The organism is Microbacterium sp. 4-7 (assembly GCF_014332665.1).
Taxonomy (GTDB): domain Bacteria; phylum Actinomycetota; class Actinomycetes; order Actinomycetales; family Microbacteriaceae; genus Microbacterium.
The window spans coordinates 390,118-411,282 of record NZ_MCRH01000003.1; the positions used below are offsets into that span (position 1 = coordinate 390,118).

Here is a 21,165-nt window from a genome sequence, read left to right on the forward strand (position 1 = left end):
GGGGAACCGCGCACCCAGATACAAAGGGAAGACAATGGCAGAACTATCGATCAGCCCCGACGTCATCCGTGACGCGCTGAAGGACTTCGCCGCAGCATACGAGCCCACTGGGGCCGCGGCGACCGAGGTCGGCACCGTCATCGACGCAGCCGACGGCATCGCGCATGTCGAGGGACTGCCCGGGGTGATGGCGAACGAACTCGTCACCTTCGCGGACGGCACCAAGGGTCTCGCGCTCAACCTCGACGAGCACCAGATCGGTGTCGTCGTGCTCGGCGACTTCACCGGCGTCGAGGCCGGCCAGGAAGTCACCCGCACGGGTGAGGTCCTCTCGGTTCCCGTCGGCGACGGCTACCTCGGTCGCGTCGTCGACCCGCTGGGTAACCCGATCGACGGCCTCGGCTCCATCGCCACCGAAGGCGTTCGCGAGCTCGAGCTGCAGGCACCGGGTGTCATGCAGCGCAAGTCGGTGCACGAGCCGATGCAGACCGGCATCAAGGCCATCGACGCCATGATCCCCGTCGGCCGCGGTCAGCGTCAGCTGATCATCGGTGACCGCCAGACCGGCAAGACGGCCATCGCGATCGACACGATCATCAACCAGAAGGCCAACTGGGAGTCGGGCGACGTCAACAAGCAGGTGCGCTGCATCTACGTCGCCATCGGTCAGAAGGGCTCGACCATCGCTTCGGTGAAGGGCGCGCTCGAAGAGGCCGGCGCTCTGGAGTACACCACCATCGTGGCGGCTCCGGCATCCGACCCCGCCGGTTTCAAGTACCTCGCTCCCTACACCGGTTCGGCCATCGGCCAGCACTGGATGTACGGCGGCAAGCACGTCCTCATCATCTTCGACGACCTGTCGAAGCAGGCTGAGGCCTACCGTGCGGTGTCGCTCCTCCTGCGTCGTCCGCCGGGCCGCGAGGCTTACCCGGGTGACGTCTTCTACCTGCACTCGCGTCTGCTCGAGCGTTGCGCGAAGCTGTCCGACGAGCTCGGCGCAGGTTCGATGACCGGTCTCCCGATCATCGAGACCAAGGCGAACGACGTCTCGGCATACATTCCGACCAACGTGATCTCGATCACCGACGGCCAGATCTTCCTCCAGTCCGACCTCTTCAACGCCAACCAGCGTCCGGCGGTCGACGTGGGTATCTCGGTGTCGCGAGTCGGTGGTGACGCTCAGGTCAAGTCGATCAAGAAGGTCTCCGGAACGTTGAAGCTGGAGCTCGCGCAGTACCGCTCCCTCGAGGCGTTCGCGATGTTCGCATCCGACCTCGACGCGGCTTCGCGTCGTCAGCTCTCCCGTGGAGCGCGCCTGACGGAGCTGCTCAAGCAGCCTCAGTACTCGCCGTACCCCGTCGAGGAGCAGGTCGTCTCGATCTGGGCCGGAACGAAGGGCAAGCTCGACACCCTCGAGGTCTCGGACGTTCTTCGCTTCGAGCGCGAGCTGCTCGACTACCTGCGTCGCAACACGAAGGTGCTCGAGACCCTGCGCGAGACCAACGTCCTCGATGACGACACCGTCGCCGAGCTCGACAAGCACACCGACGCTTTCCTTCTGGAGTTCCAGGGTGGCAAGGGGCAGGCCATCGGCGCACCGGGTCACGAGGAGCACGCTGCAGCCGAGGCTGAGGACGTCAACCAGGAGAAGATCGTCAAGGGTCGTCGCGCGTAATCGCGTGAGGAACTGATTTCATGGGCGCTCAACTCAGGGTCTACAAGCAGAAGATCTCTTCTGCTCAGACGACTAAGAAGATCACGAAGGCGATGGAACTCATCGCGGCTTCGCGCATCCAGAAGGCGATGGCACGCGTCAAAGCGTCCAGCCCCTTCGCGCGGGCCGTGACGAGGGCCGTGTCCGCCGTCGCGACGCACTCGAACGTCGACCACCCGCTCACCCGCGAGCCCGAGACGATCCGCCGCTCTGCGGTCGTGATCTTCTCGTCGGACCGCGGTCTCGCCGGAGCCTTCAACTCGCAGATCCTCCGTGAGGGTCTCGAGGTGGCGGAGCTCCTGCGGGGGCAGGGCAAGGAGCCGGTGTTCTACCTCGTCGGACGCAAGGCCGTCGGCTACTTCCAGTTCCGCCGCATCGCGGCTGCTGCGGAGTGGACGGGCGACACCGACACCCCGTCGTTCCACACGGCGGAGGAGATCTCGGCCACGCTGCTCGAGGACTTCTCGCGCGGTGCGGATGAGGGTGGCGTCGACGAGATCCACCTCGTGTACAACCGCTTCGTCAGCATGATGACGCAGTCGCCGGAATCCGTGCGACTGCTCCCGCTGGAGATCGCGGAAGCCGATGACTCGGAAGCGGGCAGCGCCGTCTACCCGCTGTACGAGTTCGAGCCGGATGCCGAGACAGTCCTCGACGCGATCCTGCCGGTGTACATCCAGAGCCGCGTCTTCAACGCTCTCCTGCAGTCGTCTGCCGCCAAGCAGGCCGCCACGCAGAAGGCGATGAAGTCGGCCAGCGACAACGCCGACAAGCTCATCACCGACTACACCCGTCTGCGCAACAACGCGCGTCAGGCGGAGATCACGCAGCAGATCGCGGAGATCGTCGGCGGCGCCGACGCCCTCTCGTCGAGCAAATAGACCATCAGGAAAGAGACGAAGAAATGACCCCCACCGCTACGGCTGACCAGCCGGCGACCGCGGTCGTCGGGCGCGTCGCGCGCGTCAACGGTCCGGTTGTCGACATCGAGTTCCCGCACGACTCGATCCCCGACATCTACAACGCTCTGAAGACCACCATCGTCATCGGCGAGGAGTCCACGGAGATCACCCTCGAGGTCGCTCAGCACCTCGGCGACGACCTCGTTCGCGCCATCGCGCTGAAGCCCACCGACGGCATCGTCCGCGGCCAGGAAGTCCGCGACACGGGCGAGGCCATCTCGGTCCCGGTCGGCGACGTCACCAAGGGCAAGGTCTTCAACGTGATCGGCGAGGTCCTGAACCTCGAGCCCGGCGAGACCATCGAGGTCACCGAGCGTTGGCCGATCCACCGCAAGGCCCCCAACTTCGACCAGCTCGAGTCGAAGACCACGATGTTCGAGACCGGCATCAAGTCGATCGACCTCCTCACGCCGTACGTGCTGGGTGGAAAGATCGGTCTGTTCGGTGGAGCCGGTGTCGGCAAGACCGTCCTCATCCAGGAGATGATCCAGCGCGTCGCGCAGGACCACGGTGGAGTCTCGGTGTTCGCCGGTGTCGGTGAGCGCACCCGTGAGGGCAACGACCTCATCCACGAGATGGAAGAGGCGGGTGTCTTCGACAAGACGGCCCTCGTCTTCGGCCAGATGGACGAGCCGCCGGGAACGCGTCTGCGCGTCGCCCTCTCGGCTCTGACGATGGCGGAGTACTTCCGCGACGTGCAGAAGCAGGACGTGCTGCTCTTCATCGACAACATCTTCCGCTTCACGCAGGCCGGTTCCGAGGTCTCCACGCTGCTGGGCCGCATGCCCTCCGCCGTGGGTTACCAGCCGAACCTCGCCGACGAGATGGGCCTCCTGCAGGAGCGCATCACGTCGACGCGTGGCCACTCGATCACCTCGCTGCAGGCGATCTACGTGCCCGCCGATGACTACACCGACCCGGCACCGGCGACCACGTTCGCCCACCTCGACGCCACCACGGAGCTCTCGCGTGAGATCGCGTCGAAGGGTCTGTACCCGGCCATCGACCCGCTGACCTCGACGTCGCGCATCATGGACCCCCGCTACTTGGGCGAGGACCACTACCGCGTCGCCACCACGGTCAAGCAGATCCTCCAGAAGAACAAGGAACTGCAGGAGATCATCGCCATCCTCGGTGTCGACGAGCTCTCCGAAGAGGACAAGATCGTCGTGTCTCGTGCACGTCGTATCCAGCAGTTCCTCTCGCAGAACACCTACATGGCCAAGAAGTTCACGGGTGTCGAGGGTTCGACCGTCCCGCTCAAGGAGACCATCGAGTCGTTCGATGCGATCGCCCGCGGTGACTTCGACCACGTCGCCGAGCAGGCCTTCTTCAACGTCGGTGGCATCTCCGATGTCGAAGAGCAGTGGGCGAAGATCCAGAAGGAGAACGGCTGATCATGGCATTGCATGTCAGCCTCGTCTCCGCGGATGCGGAGGTCTGGACGGGAGAGGCGAGCCTCGTGGTCGCCAAGACCGTCGAGGGTGAGATCGGATTCATGGCCGGCCACGAGCCGGTCCTGGCGATCCTCGCCCAGGGCGAGGTCCGGATCACGCAGACGGATGGCACCAAGGTGCTCGCCAACGCGCAGGACGGATTCCTCTCGATGGAGAGCGACGTCCTGACGATCGTGGCAGGCAACGCGGCTCTCATCGCCTGATCAGTCCCAGTTCCTCGCGTCCGCCTCGGCCCTCAGTGGGTCGGGGCGGACGCGTCTGTATCCCGAGGTCTCATGAAGATTCTGCTGCCCCCGTCGGAGACCAAGCGACCCGGAGGACGCGATGCGCCTCTCGACGAGAGCTCGCTGGCGCTCCCCGGTCTGGTCGCCGAGCGCCGAGCGGTGATCGATGCGCTCATCGATCTGGCGCACGACGAGCAGGCAGCGCGCAGAGTGCTGAAGCTGAGCCCCAAGCAGGCAGGCGATGTCGAGCACAATCGGATGCTGCGCTCGGCCGCGACGATGCCGGCGGTCGACCGTTACACGGGCGTTCTGTATGACGCTCTCGACGCGGGCAGTCTCGACCCCGCGTCTCGCCGCTGGCTCGGTTCGCACGTCTGGATCCACTCGGCGCCGCTGGGGCCGATCGGAGCGCTCGATCTCATTCCGCCGTACCGGCTCGCTGCAGGGACCTCAGTGCCGGGCCTGGCTGCGCTGCGCAGACACTGGGCAGACGCGACCACGGCGGCCATAGCGGGGGAGGACCCCGACTTCATTCTCGATCTGCGCAGTGAGGCCTACGTCGCGCTCGGTCCCGTGCCGGACTCCGTGCCCTCCGCTTATGTGCGGGTCGTCACCGAGCACGGACGGGCTCTCAATCACTTCAACAAGAAGTCCAAGGGTCTTCTCGTGCGCGCCCTGGCGGAGGACCGCCCGAGAGTTCGGTCGCTTCGCACGCTTCGGACATGGGCGGCGGGGAGGGGTCTCGTCCTTCGACCGACCGACGACCGCGGTGTCGAGGAGCTCGTCGTCGCGGAATGACGGTGCATGACGGGCAGTGCGCTGTCTCCGCGTGTGTCGTTGCCCCGAATATCGGCACACCGATATGGTGGGTCTCGCGGCGCGCACAGCGTCCGCTCCATCGGATCCGGAGGGGATCATGTACAACGACTATTACGACAACGGGGCGGCTATCGCCGGTCTGTTCGTCGTCTTCTTGATCAGTCTGCTCTTCGCGCTGGCGTTCTATGTGATCTCGTCGATCTTCCTCATGAAGATCTTCGAAAAGGCTGGCGTCCAGGGCAAGTGGCGCGCGTGGGTGCCGGTGTACAACACGATGATCTTCGCGAAGCTGGGTGACATCTCGCCGTGGGTCGTCCTCATCGGCATCGGTCTCTCGTTCATTCCGTACCTCAACTTCCTGACCGGCATCGCTCTCGCCGTGGTGCTCGCTCTGGCCGCATGGCGGGTCGGACTGAAGCTGCAGAAGGATGCCGTCTGGGTGGTCCTGTTCGTTCTGCTCTCGATCGTCTGGTACGGCATCAACGCGTTCGACAAGTCGCGCTGGAACCCGAACATCGTTCCCGCACCGTGGGCAGGAAACAGCTTCCTCGCCGATTCCACCGTCTGGGATGGCGTTCCTGTGCAGCCGCGTCCGGCAGCAGGTCCCGGCTACGGCGCTCCGCAGGGCTACGGCGCTCCTCAGCAGGGCTATGCACCCCCCGCTCCGCAGGGATACGCACCGCCCGCGCAGCCCGGCTACGCTCCGCCCGCGCAGCCCGGTTACGCTCCGCCCGCGGCCCCGTCGACCACCGGTGCTCCGCCGGCTGCTCCGTCGACGCCGCCCACGGCACCGCCCACCGCTCCGCCGGCTCCGCCCGCAGCGCCTCCGGCCGCTCCGCAGGTTCCGCCCACGGATCCCACGCAGCCTCCGGCCTGATCGCATACCGCACAGAGCCCTCGACTTCGGTCGGGGGCTCTGTGCTGTATGGGGCGCTCGCGGCGTGGTGAAGAGCAACGGTGGAAGACGATAACGTGGAGGCATGCTCATGTCGCAGCCCAGAGTCGGCGCCGCAGGACTCCGCGTGATGGCCGGGGGTGCGCGTGCGGCCGTCGCGGCGTCCACTACGATATGTGAGTGTCCTGGGGTAGCCCGAACCGCAGGAAATCCGGAGGCGACGAGTGGCTGAGACGACGACGAAGACGCGCCGCGTCACGGTTGCGCAGCGTCAGCTGCTCCTTTCCTGGGCAGGCGTCACCGACGTGGGTCGGCGACGTGAGACGAACCAGGACGCGTTCTTCGCGGACTATCCGCTCTTCATCGTCGCGGATGGCATGGGTGGCCATGCGGGCGGCGAGATCGCGAGCCGCAGCACGGTGAAGCGGCTCGACGCCGTGGTCGCTGCCGGCGCGGTCGATCGCGGCGCAATCGAGGGTGCGTTGGAGATGGCGGTGGCCGACATCGCCGACCATCCGGAGACCACGGACGAGGGTACAGGGACGACGCTCACCGGAGTCTTCCTCGAGTTCGAGGGCGACGAGCCGCATTGGACGTCGCTCAACATCGGCGACTCGCGCGTGTACCTCCTCAGGGACGACCGCCTGGTTCAGATCACCACCGACCACTCGGTCGTGCAGGAACTCATCGCGGCAGGCAAGATCAGCCCTGAAGAGGCCGAAGGTCATCCGTACAGCAACGTGATCACACGAGCGGTCGGGGCGAGCGAGCTCACCGCTCCCGACTACGTCACGCTCGATGTGCGCCCGGGAGATCGTTTCGTGATCTGCTCTGATGGACTCACGAAGGAGCTGACCGACTACGGCATCCAGCATTTCCTCCGCGAGAACGCCGATCCGGCTGCCGCCGTCGATGCGATGCTCGCTGCGGCACTCGAGAATGGCGGTCGCGACAACGTGACGCTCGTCATCGTGCAGATCGCGGACGAGTCGCCCTCGGTGCCGGACGAGTCCTCCTCCACAACGGACGAGTCCTCCGTCTGACGTCCTTTCACTGTGGAGGGCTGATTCTGAGCCCCGCATGTGCGGTCCACTGGAGGCATGGACTCTCTGCCGATCGCGATCCCTGCCGCCCCCGCACCGGCTCGTAGGCCCCCGACGCCGTTCGTCGCGGCACTCGTCCCCATGGCCGCTGGGGTGGTTCTCTGGCTCGTCACCGGGTCGCTGTTCTCCCTGTGCTTCGCGGTTCTGGGTCCCCTGATGATCATCGCGTCGCTGATCGACGGGTCACGATCCCGACGCAAGGCATCGCGGGTGGCTGCGACCGACAGCGAGGCTGCGTGGTCGCTCGTCGAAGCTCAGTTGACGCAGCTTCACGATGATGAGCGTCAGCTGCGGTGGCATCGACATCCCGACGCAGCGGCAGCCCTGGCGCAGCCGCCGCTGCGCGGCCTCGATCCACCCGCCGCCGCCACTCAGGTCGTCGTCGGCAGCGGTACCGGCGACAGCGGCGTGCGCGCTTCGGGCGGGGATGGGGAGCGCGTACGGGACTTCCGGATGCGATGCGCGAGGGTCGAGCGGGTGCCGGTGACGGTGCCCCTCAGCGGTGGCATCGGACTGCGCGGCTCGTATCCTCTCGTCGCCGCCGCGACGCGGGCGCTCGCGGTGCAGCTGTGTCTCAGATTCGGCACCGCCCAGATGTCCATCGTCGGCTCCCGTCTTGAAGAGCTGGGGCTCGCGGGGTTCCCGCAGGCCCACGCCGCGCGGCGCGGCTCGTTCCGGGTGGCCGTGGTGCAGGGCGCTGATCCTCGACCGACGGCCGACGCCGTGATCTGGCTGCTGGATCGGGATGACGATGTTCCGGAAGGGATCACGACCGTCATCGACATCACCGAGCCGCACCGGGCGCGCGTCCGCACGGCGCAGGGGATCGTCGAGGTCGACGCCGAGTTCATGTCCCGGGATCAGACGATCGCGATCGGGGTCAGTCGCACAGGAGAGGGAGAGGAACTCGATTCTGTCCCCGCGTCGGTGGCGCTCAGCGACCTGCTGCAGCCGGAATCGCTCGACGGTCTGCCGGCCGCAATCGGCCGTGGTGAGCGGGAGGACATGCTCCTCGACATCGTCGATGACGGGCCGCACGCCATCGTGACCGGCACGACCGGAACGGGCAAGAGCGAGCTGCTGGTCTCGTGGGTGACGGCCATGGCGAGCCGCCATGGACCCGATCGAGTGACATTCGTCCTCGCCGATTTCAAAGGCGGCACAGCCTTCGAACCGCTTCGGATGCTCCCGCAGGTGGCTGCAGTGATCACGGACCTCGATGAGGAGGGGGCGCGGAGGGGCGTCTTCAGCCTGACCGCCGAGCTGCGGCGCCGCGAGTCGGTCCTCGCCGAGGCCGGCGCACGAGACGTCCGTGAGGTCGGCATGGCGAGGCTGGTCATCGTGGTCGACGAGTTCGCCGCGCTGCTCCAGGATCATCCGGACCTCGGGGCTGTGTTCACGGACATCGCCGCTCGGGGAAGGGCGCTGGGCATGCACCTGGTCCTCGGGACGCAGCGCGCGTCCGGCGTGATCCGCGATGCGTTGGCGGCGAACTGTCCGCTGAGAGTGAGCCTGCGTGTTGCGGACGCCGCTGACAGTCGGGCCGTCATCGGTGCCGACGACGCGGCTGAGCTCCCGGGCGGCGTCGAGTCGAGGGGCTTGGCTCTGGTTCGGCGCCCGCAGGACGCTGCGCCGATCGCGATGCGAGTAGCGCTGACCGGCGTCGCCGATCTCAGGGCGATCGCGCTGAGATGGGCTGACGCCGACATTCCGGGCAGCCCGTGGCTGCCGGTGCTGCCGCGGATGCTTCCTCTCGCGGAGCTTCAGGCTGAGACACGCAAGGAGGGCGAAGTCATCCTGGGCCGCGCGGACGATCCGCAACGTCAGGAGCAGCCACTCGAGCGGCTGTCGATCGGATCCGATCGAGGAATCGCCTTCCTCGGAGGACCCGAGTCGGGGCGCAGCTCGGCCTTGCGTGCACTGGCCAAGCAGCATGGGCATCCACTGTGGATACCGAGCGATCCAGAGCATTCGTGGGACGCCGTCGTGGCTCTGGCGGAAGGGGGAGTTCCGCGCGGAGGGCTCGTGCTGTGCGACGACATCGACGTCCGGATCGGCGAGCTGTCCGTCGAGTACGGCCAGCATCTGGCGCAGCTCTGGGAGCAGATCCTCCGCAACGGGGCCGGAGGCACGATCGCGATCACGGCGACGAGAGCATCGGGGCCTGTCGGGCGGCTTCTCGACGCGCTGCCGCGTCGGGGGCTGCTCAGGATGCCGAGTCGGGTCGATCACCTTGCTGCGGGTGGGGACTCCGCAGGTTTCGATCCGCAGCGCGGTCCGGGACGGATGCGGATGGGGGATCGGGAGATCCAACTGGTCTGGGTCCCCGAGGAGCGACTGCGGTCGTCGGGTTCATCCAGTGGCACCTCTCGATATCGGGAACGGGAAAGTGACGGCTGGGCTCCGCGGCGTGCCCTCACGGCGCTCATCACGCCGGGGGTGTCTGCGGTGGCGGAGTCAGTGGCGGCTGCGTATCCCGACTGCGACGTCGTCACTCTGAGCGGCGAACCGCGGGATGCTCAGGCACACACGCGTCCCACCGTCCTGCTCGGCGATGCAGACGCGTGGCAGCGCAGTTGGACGCTGTGGCAGCGGGTGCGTCGCGAGGGCGAAGTGCTCATCCGAGCCGAGAATGCCGCGGAGCTGCGGCAGCTCGCCGGTGTGCGAGAGCTCCCGCCGTATTCGCGACCGCATGCGGGCCGGGCGTGGTCGCTGGTCGGCGACTCCGGGCCCCGACGAATCGTGATCCCGGCACTCGCGCCCCGGCGATGAGAAGCGTGTCGTCTCCTGGTCAGATGGCACTGCCGGGACGAACGGCTCCGACCGTCGCCCCACCGCCGAGCACCTCGAGAGGCAGCGCGGCGGCGAGTGTCGCCACGTCCGAATCGGTGAGCCCGCCTGCGCGCGCCAGCATAGTTGCCGCCACGATGGTCGACGCGCGCGCCCCGCCGTCGAGCATCTTCAGCGCGACGGTCGTGCCGTTGGGGGCGACCATGACCATGATCCCTTCGGCACCGCCCTTCGCGAAGACGCCGAGCGTCTCGATCGCGATGGTGTCCGGGCGCCCCGGGCCGTCGATCGTCCACGGGTGCTCACGCACCGCACGCACCAGCGAGCCGGCCACCCGGTGCAGGGCGAAGGGCGAGCGGTCCGAGGCGGTGCCGATCCGGTGGATCGATCGGGCGAGGCCCGTCAGCGTGATCGCGTATACCGGGGCGCCGCAGCCGTCGATGGCCGTGTGAGCGACCTTCTCGCCGGTGAGCCGCTCGATCACGTCGCGGATGTGCAGCTGAAGCGGATGCGCCGGGTCCAGGTAGCTGTCGGTCGGCCAGCCCGTCGCGACGCAGGCACGGAGCATGGCCGCGTGCTTGCCTGAGCAGTTCATGCGGATACGTGTCTGTGCGCCGTGTTCGCGCACGAGCTCATCGCGAGCGGCGGTGTCGCCCGGCCACGCCGGCGGGCAGCCCAGGTGGTCCTCGGTGAGACCGCCCTCGGTGAGCACGTCGCGAACCACGGAGGCATGACGATCCGTGCCGCTGTGGCTCGCGGTCGACATGGCGAGCTGCTCGTCCTCCAGAGCGGCACCCGCGGTGATGCACGCCACGGCCTGCAGCGGCTTGAGGCTCGAGCGCGGAAGTATCAGGGCGTCGGCGTTGCCGTATCGAGCGACGATGTCGCCGTCGGGGGAGAGGACCACCGCCGCCCCCGCGTGGCGGGACTCGATGAACCCGCTGCGTTCGACGACGGCGAGTTCCACGGCATCTTGAACGGTGAGAGTCTCCAGCACCTCCCCAGGATATCGTCGGATGGGTGTCGACCGTGCCACCGGCACATCGTCCGGCAGAGTCGAGTGGCAGACTGTCGATATGGCAGATCGACTCGCGCCGCTCGGCGAGCACCGTTACTCACTCACCTCGACCTGGACCGGAAACTCTGGCACCGGCACCAGCGGCTACCGCGAGTATCGACGCGATGTCACGCTCGAGGTCGACGGCAAGCCCGACATCCTGGCCTCAGCCGATAAGCCGTTCCGTGGCGATCCGTCCCGGTGGAACCCTGAGGATCTGCTCCTCGCCTCCCTGTCGCAGTGCCATCTGCTCTCGTATCTGCACGCGTGCGTGACGGCTGGCGTCGTCGTCGTCTCCTACCGCGATACGGCCTCCGGCATGATGCGAGAGGACGGGCGCGGCGGCGGCGCGTTCGTCGAGGTGATGCTGCGGCCCGAGGTCGTCGTCGCGGACGCCTCGATGATAGAGGCGGCCGAACGTGCCCATGCCCAGGCGAACGCATGGTGCTTCATCGCGAATTCGATGAACTTCCCCGTGCGGCACGAAGCCTCGGTCCGCGCCGAGCAGAGCTGAGCGGCGGCGGCGTCAGCGGCGCTCGTGGGGCAGCGCCTGCTTGATCTTCTCGATGGTGCCCTGCGCGGGAGCCTCGTTGTAGGCGTCCGCCAGTTCCTGCCCGGACAGGGCATGGATCGCGGCCATGATCTCGTCCGTCGCGAGTCTGCGGGCGCGCCCGCTCGTGGCGGGTCCGTGGGGCGAGAGGTCGAGAGGTTCGCCGAAGCGCACGGTGATGCGCTCCTTGAGGGTCGGCATCTTGGCGCCGACGGGCATCACCTTGTCCGTGCCGACGAGGCCGACCGGCACGACCGGCGCACCGGTCTGCAGGGCGAGGAACGCCACGCCGGTGCGTCCCTTGTAGAGGCGTCCGTCCGTCGAGCGCGTGCCCTCCGGATAGAGGGCGACAGCGAGGCCCTCCTCGAGAAGCTGACGCTGCACGTCGAGTGCGTCGAGGGCGGCCTTCCCCGCGCCACGGCGGACCGAGATCGCCCCGATGGACTCGAAGAACGTCTTGCTGAGCCAGCCCTTGAATCCAGGGCCCTCGAAATACGTGGACTTCGCGAGGAAGTGCACGGGCCTCGGTGCGGCGACCGGGATCGCGATCGAGTCGATGAACGACAGGTGGTTGCTCGCGAAGATGACCGGGCCGTCCTTCGGGACGTTCTCCCTGCCTTCGATGCGGGGCCGGTAGATCGTGCGCGCGAGGGGCGTGATGAGGCTGCGACCGAGCGCATAGGCGAAGCCGGCGTGTCGAGGCTTCTCAGTCTCTGCGGGCGAAGTTTCGGGCTCCACGGACTGCTCTGACGTCATCAGAGCAGATTACCCCGGCGATCATGCCCCAGTGGGAATGAAGCGCCGGAGCGAGTCTCCCAGCATCGGCAAAGGGGTATGGGGGATGATGGGGTGTCCCGCCCGCGATCCTGAGGTTCCACTGTGCGCAAGCGTCCGCTTATCGTCCTGTCCACCGTCGCCGCGGCGACCCTTCTGCTGGCCGGGTGCGCCGGAGGCTCGGACCCCGAGTCCACGAGCACTCCTGACCCTGCCGCCGAGACCTCCTGCCTGGCGGACATCGCGTCGGGCGCCGGCTCCGATGCCGTGACTGTCGAGGGATCCGGGGCAGACGCCAAGGTCACGGTGCCGGCGGGCACCGACCTCGCGGAGGCCGAGCGCTCGGTCGTCGTCGAGGGTGACGGCGATGACGTCATGCCCGGCGATCTCGTGTCTCTGCGCTACCAGCTCATCGACGCCACCACCAACGAGGTGCTCAGCACCTCGGAGCGGGGCCCCGACGGGGTACTGTCAGCCCTGCTCGCGGTGCAGCAGCCTCAGCAGATCGTCGACCCGACGCAGTCCACGGTGTTCACGGTGGCGGCCGAGTGCCTCCCGATCGGTTCGAGTGTCGTGCTGACGCTCCCCGCCGCGCAGGAGGGCATGAACCCGAGCGTCCTCTACGTCGAGACGATCGAACAGCTTCCTACGACCGCATCCGGCTCTGATGTCGACGCGACCGAAGGCATGCCGACCGTGAAGCTCGACGACGAGGGCTCGCCGACGATCACGCTCCCGGACTCCGATGCTCCCGCCGAGACGGAGGTGGCCGTCCTCAAGCAGGGCGACGGCGCCGTCGTCGGCGCAGGCGACCTGGTCACTGTGCAGTACCGCGGTGTGAAGTGGTCGGACGGCTCGGAGTTCGACTCCAGCTGGAGCCGGGATGCAGCTCCCTCGCAGTTCCAGACCAGCGGTGTCGTGACGGGCTTCAAGATGGCACTCGAGGGCCAGAAGGTCGGTTCGCAGGTCATCGTCACCATGCCTCCGAAGGATGGCTATGGCGAGGGCGAGATCAACGACACCGATCTGACCGGCGAGACCCTGGTCTTCGTCGTCGACATCCTCGCGACCACGCCGATCGAACAGGCCCAGTAAGACGGAGGCGTCGAGGGCTTGCCATAGGCTGGCGGCATGCGTCGCGTCATCGTCCTCGGCTCCACCGGCTCCATCGGCACACAGGCGCTCGACGTCATCCGGGCGAATCCACGTCGCTTCGAACTCGTCGGGCTCGCGGCCGGAACGAATGCCGAGATGCTCGCAGAGCAGGCTGCCGCTTTCGGGGTCGAGAACATCGCGCTCGGCGCGACCGAGGCCGAGCAGCTCGTGCGTGACGTCGAGGCTGACGTCGTTCTCAACGCGATCACCGGATCGATCGGACTCGGCGCCACTCTCGCGGCGCTGAAGGCGGGAAGAACGCTCGCTCTCGCGAATAAGGAGTCCCTCGTCGTCGGAGGCGAGTTGGTGCGCGCAGCAGCTGCCCCTGACCAGATCGTCCCGGTCGACTCCGAGCACTCGGCGCTCGCCCAGGCGCTGCGAAGCGGCACGCACGCCGAGGTGCGCCGCCTGGTCGTGACGGCATCCGGTGGTCCGTTCCGCGGCCGTTCGCGTGATCAGATGCTCGATGTCGCGCCGCAGGAAGCGCTCGCGCACCCCACCTGGGACATGGGCCGGATGGTTACGACGAACTCCGCGACGCTCGTGAACAAGGGACTCGAGGTGATCGAGGCGCACCTGCTGTTCGATGTCGCCTACGACGACATCGAGGTCGTGGTGCACCCGCAGTCCATCGTGCATTCGATGGTCGAATTCATCGACGGCTCGACGATCGCTCAGGCGTCCCCGCCCGACATGCGTCTGCCGATCTCGCTGGGTCTCGACTGGCCGAGCCGTGTGGGCGGCGTCGGTCGCCCGCTCGACTGGACTCAGGCGACCTCCTGGACCTTCGAGCCGCTCGACAACGACGCGTTTCCGGCGGTCGATCTCGCGAAGTCCGTCGGTCGTGCGGCTGCCACTTTCCCTGCGGTATACAACGCGGCCAACGAGCAGGCCGTCGATGCCTTCCACGAGGGTCGCCTGCCGTTCCTCGGGATCGTCGACACGATCTCTCGGGTCGTCGACTCCCACGAGCCCCCGCAGACGCTGACGGTCGAGTCGCTGGCGGATGCCGAGGAGTGGGCGCGCCGCAAAGCCGACCAGCTCATTGCTCGAGCCTGACCGAACGGTTCTGGGCGGTATTCCGCCCATGCCGCGCGGTCGACCCGGGCGCGGATGCGGTCGTCGACGGCAGCCGCTCCCGGTTCAGTCCTCGTCCGGGTAGGGGACCGGCCAGTGCGAATCGGGCACGGGCCATCCGGCTGCTCGGAGGGCACGACGCGCCAGCTCGCGGGCCGAGTACGGCGTGCGAACGCCCCGGATGTCGCGATAGTCCTGGTGGCCGGGTCCCGCCCACAGGATCGAGTCGCCTTCGCCGACCAGGCCCACGGCCGCCACGATGGCCGTCTCGGGAGGCGAGTACTCATGGATCTGCGCGTCCGGGCGCGCGGCGCGTGCGCCGGCCACGAGAGTGGCTCTGATCGAGTCAGGGTCTTCGAAACGGGGGTGGTGGTCCGTGACGACGAGGATGTCGCTGCCCTCGACGGCCGTGCGCGCCATGTCGTAGCGCTTGCTGGCATCGCGGTCGCCATCGGCGCCGAAGAGCATCAGCACCTTGCCCGGTGTGACACGGCGGACCGCGGCGAGCGTCTTCTCGAACGCGTCGGGGGAGTGCCCGAAGTCGACGAAGACGACCGGGCCGGAGTCGCCGGAGACGAGCTGGGTGCGACCGGGAAGGTGCGCCAGAATGCCACCGTCGCGATCGAGTGCCGTGGCGATTCGATCCCAGGCGTAGCCGCCCTCGAGCAGCATCACGATGGCGAGTGCTGCGTTCGCGGCCATGTGCGGACCGATCACGGGAACCGTCGTCGTGAGCCTGCCTGCCGGGCCGGTGAGAGTGAACGTGGTGCCGGACGCGCGTTCGTCGTCGATCACGACGACCCAGTCGGCACGGGCCGCGGCATCGGGGTCGGCGGCGATGGAGGGCGTGCCGACGGTGACCACGGGGATCTCCGAGCGCTGAACGACCGTGGCGCCCGACGGGGAATCGAGGCATACCACTGCGCGGGTCGCTCGATCCGGACGGAAGAGCGGCAGCTTCGCCTCGAAGTACTCCTCCATGTCGGCGTAGTCGTCGAGGTGGTCATGGCTGAGGTTGGTGAAGCCGGCGACGTCGAAGCGGATGCCGTCGACGCGATGACGTGAGAGCGCCTGCGCGCTGACCTCGACGGCCACGGCTTCGACATCGCGCTCGCGCATCAAGGCGAGGAGCGCGTGCATCTCGGATGCCTCAGGAGTGGTGAGTCTCGACACGATCACCTCGCCGGCGATGTGTCGTTCGGCGGTCGATGAGAGTCCGGTGACGACGCCGAGCTGGTCGAGGATGCCCTCGAGGAGGTGCGAGACACTCGTCTTGCCGTTCGTCCCGGTCGTCGCGAACAGCAGCGGGAGCGGCTCGCCTGCGCCGGTGCCGTAGACCCAGGCGCTGAGCGCGCCGAGGACTGCGCGCGGGTCGTCCACCACGAGCACGGGCAGGCCCGCGGGCTCGGCGATCTCGGCGCCGTCCTCATCCGTGATGATCGCGACTGCGCCCTTCTCCGCGGCGGTGACCGCGAAATCGGCGCCGTGGCGGTTCACGCCTCGGATCGCGACGAACGCCTCGCCGGGGCGGAGATCGGCGGTGGCCAGGGTGATGCCGGACAGGGTGACACCGGTCACCTCGCCACGGACGTCTCGTGCGAATCGAGAGGCGAGTTCGGACAGCTCACGCCGGGGCGGGTTCGCGGGGCGGAGCACGGGAGGCAGGCTCGGTTGTTGTTCAATCGACATGTCCCTTTCATGATCTCACGCCCGCGGCGCGATGACCGGGTGCGGCACGTCTCCCCGGCCGCATGCGATCGGGGAGACGTGCCGGCGCGTCACGCCGCGCGGCGGTACGCCAGTACCGAGACCACGAGCGCGGCGATGCCGGCGACGAGGCCGCCTGCGCCCAGCGCCGTGCCGACCGCATTCGCGGATCCCGCATCGTCGGCCGCGTCCGCACCGGCGGAGTCTGCATCTCCGGCATCTTCGGCAGAGTCATGCTCGCCGTGCCCGCCGGCAGCGGCCGCGGTCACCTCGACCACGGGAGCGGGCGCGTCGAGGCTGTGCGGGTCCTCGCCGTCCTCCGCGAGTTGGGTCCATTCGGTGCTGCCTTCGACGCAGCTCTGGATCACGGGGAAAGCGAGAGAAGCGGGTGTGTTCTCGTCGAGGCCGACCGCCATGCTGACCGCTCCGCGCAGGTCGTTGGGCACCGGTGCGACGGCGGTGTACGTCACGGCGCTGACGAGTCCGTCGTCGCCCTTCTCGATGTCGATCGTCCAGTCGCTGTCCATGGTGGGCGCGACCGACGCGAGCCCCTCCGGCATCGTGACCTTCAGCGAGGTGGTCGGAGAGTTCTCGCAGCCGTGCGCGAACGAGAAGGTCAGAACGCCGTGGTCTCCTGCAGTCAGCTCGTCGGGGCTGACGCTGACGTGTGCGCTGGCCATGGCCGGGATGGCGAGTGCGAGGATGGCACCCCCGATGAGGCCTGCGGTGACGTTGCGACGGGTGGTGCGGGTGTTGGTGGAACGCATGGTGGTACTCCTGTGTGCTGATCTGCGGGCGCGTCGGTGTGCGCGTCGTCCGCGGGAAGGGGAAACGCCTCGGGGAGGCGATGCGAGATCAGACGAGTGCGGGAGGCCCGCGGCGGGAGACCGACGCAGCGAGAAGGTCCTGATCCGGCAGCCGGATCGAGAGTACGGGGAGCGCGGGGGGCTCGGACAGAGGGCGGAACACGGCGACCGCGTGACGAAGGCGAGCCCGCACCCATCCGGCGATGGCCCGCACCGACGATTCGCCGTGGCACAGCAGCGCAGTGGTGAGGATCGCCGCGACGACGTGGCCGATGAGCATGAGGGAGTCGGGGGCGGTCGTCGCGACCACCGGGCCCAGAGCTGCGAGATCGAGGTGGTGTTGATGTCCCGCCGGTGCCGCCGTTCCGGTCGGCGTGCCGAGCAGCTGGAACACCAGGTGGAAGAGCCCCTGGCTGATCAGCACCGTCAGAGCGATCCGCGCGCGAGACATCCCTACGCCGATGAGCAGCGCGGCGAGCGGGACCAGGAGGATCGCCACGGCGACCACGAGGAGCGGATGCGGCGCGGCCCCGCCAGCGGTGGTGTGCGATGCGGCGGCGACGAGAGTCGCAGCACCGGATGCCGTCGCTGCGCGCAGAAGTCGCAGCTGGCGGGAGGTCACGGGACAAGCCTAACCGTGCGACGCGGTCGCCCCGTGCAGCTCTCGGGGCGTATTCCTAGGCGTCGAGCACTAGCTTGGGGGAGTGGAAGCACTGCTCTATCTGGCCGGCATCGTGTTCATGCTGATCGGCCTCGGTCTGTCGATCGGTCTGCACGAGGTCGGACATCTCCTGCCGGCCAAGCTGTTCGGCGTGCGCGTCGGCCAGTACATGATCGGCTTCGGTCCGAGGATCTGGTCCAAGCGAATCGGCGAGACCGAGTACGGGTTCAAGCTGCTGCCGCTCGGTGGCTTCATCTCGATGTCGGGGATGTACCCGGCTTCCGCCGCATCGGGGCCTGCGAAAGGCGTGTTCAGCGCTCTCGTCCAGGACGCACGGACGGCGAATGACGAGACGATCGCCGAGGGTGCTGAGGACCGCGTCTTCTACCGGCTTCCCGTGTGGAAGCGGGTCATCGTGATGCTCGGCGGTCCGCTGATGAATCTGATCCTCGCGGTCGTGATCTTCACCGTCCTCGTCTCCGGGATCGGCGTCCAGCAGGGAACCACGACGATCGCTTCGGTGAACGAGTGCGTGCTCCCCGCCGGTTCATCGGCGACCGAATGCACGCCGGACGATCCGGCCACGCCCGCGGCAGAAGCCGGGATCCTGCCGGGCGACGTCCTCGTGTCCGTGGACGGGCAGCCGGTGTCGACGTTCGCTCAGGCGACGGCCATCGTGCAGGCGGCGCCGGGCGAGACCCTGGAGATGGTGGTGCTGCGGGACGGTGCCGAGGAGACGCTCAGCATCACGCCTATCGAAGCTGAGCGCACCATCACGGATGCGAGTGGGCAGCCCGTCCTCGACGACGACGGGCAACCCGTCGTGCGAGAGGTCGGCTACGTGGGTATGGCCGCTCAGATGGGCTTCGTGCCGCAGCCGCTCTCCGCCGGCCCCCAGATGGCCGCGGACACCGTCGCCCGCGTGGGGTCGATGATCGTCACCCTTCCCGTTCGGATCTGGGACGTGGGCGTCTCACTGGTCACCGGTTCGGAGCGGGACCCGAATGGACCCCTGAGCGTCGTCGGGGTCGGACGCATCGCCGGTGAGGTCGCGGCGACCGATGCGCCGGTCCTCAATCGGTTCTCCGTGCTTCTCGGACTTCTCGGCTCCCTGAACGTGGCCCTGTTCGTGTTCAACCTGATTCCGCTCCTGCCGCTCGACGGCGGTCATGTCGTGGTCGCCCTGTGGGACGGCATCAGGCGCGCCTGGGCGAAGCTGTTCCGTCGTCCGCCGCCCGCGCCCGTCGACGCGACCAGGCTCGTGCCGCTCACGGTCGTCGTCGCCACGCTTCTCATCGCGATGGGGGCCGTGCTGCTCCTCGCCGACGTGTTCAACCCCGTGAAGCTCTTCGGAGGTTGAGCGGCCGGTGCGGCCGATCCACCGGACTGCGCCCGGTCGAGGATCAGCTGAGCGCGTGCGTGACCAGGCGCTCGAGAGTGCGGATGCCGTCGCGGGACAGGATCGATTCCAGGTGCCCCTGCACCGACGCGAAGCGGTCGCCCCGAAGCGCATAGACGTCGCCCGACTCCGGGTCTGCCGACACCTCGACCGAGCCGATCGACGTCGTGCCCGGAGCAACCCTGGCGGTGAAGGTGTTGTAGAAGCCGATCGAGGCGTTCTCGCCGAACACGGGCACCGCCTTCTGCAGCCCCTGGTGCGGCGCCGCGAGGGGTGTCAGTTCGATGCCGAAGCGATCACTGAGGATCTGGTGGCTCAGGCACACCGCGAGCAGTGGCGCCTCGGCGTCGACACGTCGGGACACGACCTCACGCAGTCGAGTGATGCGGTCGCTCTCGACGTCACGGGGATCGCCGGGGCCCGGACCCGCGACAACGAGGTCGGCTGCATCGAGCTCCGCGTCGTCGGCGTCGCTCCAGGCGCGGATCGCGACGTCGAGTCCCAGGTGGCGCAGCTGATGCGCCAGCATCGTGGTGAAACGATCCTCTGCATCGACGACGATCGCCGATCGCCCGGCGAAAGGACCGCTCAGGTCGTCGCCCTGCGGATTCAACCAGAAGTCCGCGAGCCGCGCATTGCGGGACGAGAGGAGCTCCGAGACCGCGGGGTCGTCGGCAAGCGTCTGCGGCCGACCCGGGGCGTCCGCGTCGTCGCGGGCTTCGGCGACGCGGTCTCGGTCGATCGCTCCGATCGCGCCGAGCACTCCAGCGGCCTTGCCATGCGTCTCCGACACCTCGCCGTGGGGATCCGAGTGCCGAACCAGGGTCGCACCCACCGGAACGCTGAGCGATCCGTTCTGCAGATACACGGTTCGGATGAGGATCGGGGCGTCGAGGTCGTGACCGCCGTCGACATTCGGAGTGAACAATGCGGCGACGCCCGAGTAGTATCCGCGGGGCTTCTTCTCGTGCCGGCGGATCACCGCGCATGCGTTCTGCATCGGCGAGCCCGTCACCGTCGGCGCGAACATCGTCTCGCGCAGGATGTCCCGCGGGTCGAGCGTGCTGCGCCCGCGGAGCATGTACTCCGTGTGCGTGAGGCGGGACATCTCCTTCAGATGCGGGCCGGTGATGCGCCCACCGTCGGAGCAGACGGCGCTCATCATCTTGAGCTCCTCGTCCACGACCATGAAGAGCTCCTCGGTCTCCTTGGTCGACGAGAGGAAGTCCACCAGGGTGTCCCGAGTCGCTCCGCCGGCCGGGTGGCGGAAGGTGCCCGAGATCGGGTTCATGGTGACGACGCCGCCTCGCGCGACGACATGCGCCTCGGGGCTCGCGCCGACGGCGATGTGTCCGGGCGTGACGACCGCGAAGGTCCAGTAGGCGCCGCGTTCGTGCGTGAGCAGGGCGCGGAACCAGGTGAGGGCCGCCGTGCGGTCGTCGACGTCGATCTCGGCGGTGAAGTCGCGGCGGATCACGAAGTTCGCGCCCTCGCCCCGTCCGATCTCGTCGGCGATCACGGTCTCGACGATCTGGGCGTAGTCGTCGTCGGCGATGTCGAAGCCGCCGTCACGAAGGGGGACAGGGGCGGAAGGGAGTTCGGCGACCAGTTCGGAAGCCGGGAGATGCAGATGCTCGTCGACCACGATGCATCGCAGCGGCGCGCCGTCGTCCTGGGCGACGAACCCGCGCTCGCGCACCTGGCGGTACGGCACCATGGCGAAGATCTCGCGAGGGGTGCCCTCGATCGTGAGCGGGATGTCGGCGAGCAGGTCGACGTCGACGACCTCGCCTGTGAGCAGCTCGACGGTGTCGGCGCCGTCGCGGGCGATCAGCACGAACGAGGCCGTGGGATCTGCGGTGAGCTCGGCAAGACGTGAGAGGGTCATCGGTGTCTCCTGTGCGTGGCTCCGGCTCGGCTCAACGAAAAGACCGCCCCGGAGGCGGTCTGGATTCGTGGGAACGCGAACACACCGCCTAAGAGGCGGGCCACCAGGTGAAGTTCGCGAGCATGGG

18 protein-coding genes are annotated in these 21,165 nt (G+C 67.9%); 12 read left to right on the forward strand and 6 right to left on the reverse strand.

Annotation, left to right across the window (positions count from 1 at the left end):
• Positions 1–34 precede the first annotated feature (34 nt).
• The 8 genes from atpA to BEP68_RS05955 all read left to right on the forward strand — a co-directional run bounded on the left by atpA (position 35) and on the right by BEP68_RS05955 (position 9,946).
• Positions 35–1,675, forward strand: coding sequence for a F0F1 ATP synthase subunit alpha (atpA, locus tag BEP68_RS05920; protein ID WP_053095761.1), 1,641 nt, complete (start codon positions 35–37; stop codon positions 1,673–1,675).
• 20 nt (positions 1,676–1,695) lie between these two features.
• Complete coding sequence (locus tag BEP68_RS05925) at positions 1,696–2,595, forward strand: F0F1 ATP synthase subunit gamma (RefSeq protein ID WP_053095762.1); 900 nt, start codon at positions 1,696–1,698, stop codon at positions 2,593–2,595.
• 23 nt (positions 2,596–2,618) lie between these two features.
• Positions 2,619–4,073 carry a F0F1 ATP synthase subunit beta gene (atpD, locus tag BEP68_RS05930; protein WP_053095763.1) on the forward strand — a complete coding sequence of 485 codons (1,455 nt, stop codon included), beginning with the start codon at positions 2,619–2,621 and terminating at the stop codon, positions 4,071–4,073.
• 2 nt (positions 4,074–4,075) lie between these two features.
• The gene (locus BEP68_RS05935; protein WP_053095764.1) at positions 4,076–4,336 is read left to right on the forward strand and encodes a F0F1 ATP synthase subunit epsilon; all 261 of its coding nucleotides are present in this window, start codon (positions 4,076–4,078) and stop codon (positions 4,334–4,336) included.
• A 72-nt stretch (positions 4,337–4,408) separates the two neighbouring features.
• Positions 4,409–5,155, forward strand: coding sequence for a YaaA family protein (locus BEP68_RS05940; RefSeq protein WP_072591113.1), 747 nt, complete (start codon positions 4,409–4,411; stop codon positions 5,153–5,155).
• Positions 5,156–5,273: 118 nt separating this feature from the next.
• Positions 5,274–6,053 (forward strand): DUF5684 domain-containing protein, encoded by a 780-nt coding sequence (locus tag BEP68_RS05945; protein WP_157538147.1) that lies wholly within the window; start codon positions 5,274–5,276, stop codon positions 6,051–6,053.
• A 242-nt stretch (positions 6,054–6,295) separates the two neighbouring features.
• A complete protein-coding gene (locus tag BEP68_RS05950; RefSeq protein WP_053095767.1) occupies positions 6,296–7,114 on the forward strand; it encodes a PP2C family protein-serine/threonine phosphatase in 819 nt (272 codons plus the stop codon).
• Between the two features lie 57 nt (positions 7,115–7,171).
• A complete protein-coding gene (locus BEP68_RS05955; RefSeq protein ID WP_187249491.1) occupies positions 7,172–9,946 on the forward strand; it encodes an FtsK/SpoIIIE domain-containing protein in 2,775 nt (924 codons plus the stop codon).
• A gap of 19 nt (positions 9,947–9,965) precedes the next feature.
• Here BEP68_RS05955 and BEP68_RS05960 read toward each other — a convergent pair whose 3' ends face one another.
• Positions 9,966–10,961, reverse strand: a complete 996-nt coding sequence (locus tag BEP68_RS05960) for an asparaginase (protein ID WP_187249492.1) — start codon at positions 10,959–10,961, stop codon at positions 9,966–9,968.
• A gap of 79 nt (positions 10,962–11,040) precedes the next feature.
• Here BEP68_RS05960 and BEP68_RS05965 point away from each other — a divergent pair, with 79 nt between their 5' ends.
• On the forward strand, positions 11,041–11,535 hold the full coding sequence (locus BEP68_RS05965; RefSeq protein ID WP_187249493.1) for an OsmC family protein: 495 nt from the start codon (positions 11,041–11,043) through the stop codon (positions 11,533–11,535).
• A 12-nt stretch (positions 11,536–11,547) separates the two neighbouring features.
• On the opposite strand, the gene BEP68_RS05970 is transcribed toward BEP68_RS05965, so the two are convergent.
• Positions 11,548–12,327 carry a lysophospholipid acyltransferase family protein gene (locus BEP68_RS05970; RefSeq protein WP_187249494.1) on the reverse strand — a complete coding sequence of 260 codons (780 nt, stop codon included), beginning with the start codon at positions 12,325–12,327 and terminating at the stop codon, positions 11,548–11,550.
• A 123-nt stretch (positions 12,328–12,450) separates the two neighbouring features.
• Here BEP68_RS05970 and BEP68_RS05975 point away from each other — a divergent pair, with 123 nt between their 5' ends.
• Positions 12,451–13,440 carry an FKBP-type peptidyl-prolyl cis-trans isomerase gene (locus tag BEP68_RS05975; protein ID WP_056278410.1) on the forward strand — a complete coding sequence of 330 codons (990 nt, stop codon included), beginning with the start codon at positions 12,451–12,453 and terminating at the stop codon, positions 13,438–13,440.
• A gap of 36 nt (positions 13,441–13,476) precedes the next feature.
• Entirely contained in the window at positions 13,477–14,559 is a 1,083-nt protein-coding gene (gene dxr / locus BEP68_RS05980) for a 1-deoxy-D-xylulose-5-phosphate reductoisomerase (protein ID WP_187249495.1), read from the forward strand.
• 84 nt (positions 14,560–14,643) lie between these two features.
• Here the strand turns inward: dxr and BEP68_RS05985 are convergent, their stop codons facing one another.
• The 3 genes from BEP68_RS05985 to BEP68_RS05995 all read right to left on the reverse strand — a co-directional run bounded on the left by BEP68_RS05985 (position 14,644) and on the right by BEP68_RS05995 (position 17,712).
• Positions 14,644–16,266, reverse strand: a complete 1,623-nt coding sequence (locus tag BEP68_RS05985; RefSeq protein WP_187249496.1) for a Mur ligase family protein — start codon at positions 16,264–16,266, stop codon at positions 14,644–14,646.
• Between the two features lie 89 nt (positions 16,267–16,355).
• On the reverse strand, positions 16,356–17,051 hold the full coding sequence (locus BEP68_RS05990) for a YcnI family protein (RefSeq protein ID WP_187249497.1): 696 nt from the start codon (positions 17,049–17,051) through the stop codon (positions 16,356–16,358).
• 88 nt (positions 17,052–17,139) lie between these two features.
• Complete coding sequence (locus tag BEP68_RS05995; protein ID WP_056278422.1) at positions 17,140–17,712, reverse strand: hypothetical protein; 573 nt, start codon at positions 17,710–17,712, stop codon at positions 17,140–17,142.
• An 82-nt stretch (positions 17,713–17,794) separates the two neighbouring features.
• Between BEP68_RS05995 and BEP68_RS06000 the strand changes: the two genes are divergently transcribed.
• The gene (locus tag BEP68_RS06000; protein WP_150115054.1) at positions 17,795–19,111 is read left to right on the forward strand and encodes a M50 family metallopeptidase; all 1,317 of its coding nucleotides are present in this window, start codon (positions 17,795–17,797) and stop codon (positions 19,109–19,111) included.
• 43 nt (positions 19,112–19,154) lie between these two features.
• Here the strand turns inward: BEP68_RS06000 and BEP68_RS06005 are convergent, their stop codons facing one another.
• Positions 19,155–21,038, reverse strand: a complete 1,884-nt coding sequence (locus tag BEP68_RS06005) for a chorismate-binding protein (RefSeq protein ID WP_053095777.1) — start codon at positions 21,036–21,038, stop codon at positions 19,155–19,157.
• Positions 21,039–21,165 lie beyond the last annotated feature (127 nt).

Coding starts and splice junctions, on each gene's coding strand:
- atpA (WP_053095761.1), top strand. CDS start 35: ATGGCAGAACTATCGATCAGCCCCGACGTCATCCGTGACGCGCTGAAG.
- BEP68_RS05925 (WP_053095762.1), top strand. CDS start 1,696: ATGGGCGCTCAACTCAGGGTCTACAAGCAGAAGATCTCTTCTGCTCAG.
- atpD (WP_053095763.1), top strand. CDS start 2,619: ATGACCCCCACCGCTACGGCTGACCAGCCGGCGACCGCGGTCGTCGGG.
- BEP68_RS05935 (WP_053095764.1), top strand. CDS start 4,076: ATGGCATTGCATGTCAGCCTCGTCTCCGCGGATGCGGAGGTCTGGACG.
- BEP68_RS05940 (WP_072591113.1), top strand. CDS start 4,409: ATGAAGATTCTGCTGCCCCCGTCGGAGACCAAGCGACCCGGAGGACGC.
- BEP68_RS05945 (WP_157538147.1), top strand. CDS start 5,274: ATGTACAACGACTATTACGACAACGGGGCGGCTATCGCCGGTCTGTTC.
- BEP68_RS05955 (WP_187249491.1), top strand. CDS start 7,172: ATGGACTCTCTGCCGATCGCGATCCCTGCCGCCCCCGCACCGGCTCGT.
- BEP68_RS05965 (WP_187249493.1), top strand. CDS start 11,041: ATGGCAGATCGACTCGCGCCGCTCGGCGAGCACCGTTACTCACTCACC.
- BEP68_RS05970 (WP_187249494.1), bottom strand. CDS start 12,327: ATGACGTCAGAGCAGTCCGTGGAGCCCGAAACTTCGCCCGCAGAGACT.
- dxr (WP_187249495.1), top strand. CDS start 13,477: ATGCGTCGCGTCATCGTCCTCGGCTCCACCGGCTCCATCGGCACACAG.
- BEP68_RS05985 (WP_187249496.1), bottom strand. CDS start 16,266: ATGTCGATTGAACAACAACCGAGCCTGCCTCCCGTGCTCCGCCCCGCG.
- BEP68_RS05990 (WP_187249497.1), bottom strand. CDS start 17,051: ATGCGTTCCACCAACACCCGCACCACCCGTCGCAACGTCACCGCAGGC.
- BEP68_RS06005 (WP_053095777.1), bottom strand. CDS start 21,038: ATGACCCTCTCACGTCTTGCCGAGCTCACCGCAGATCCCACGGCCTCG.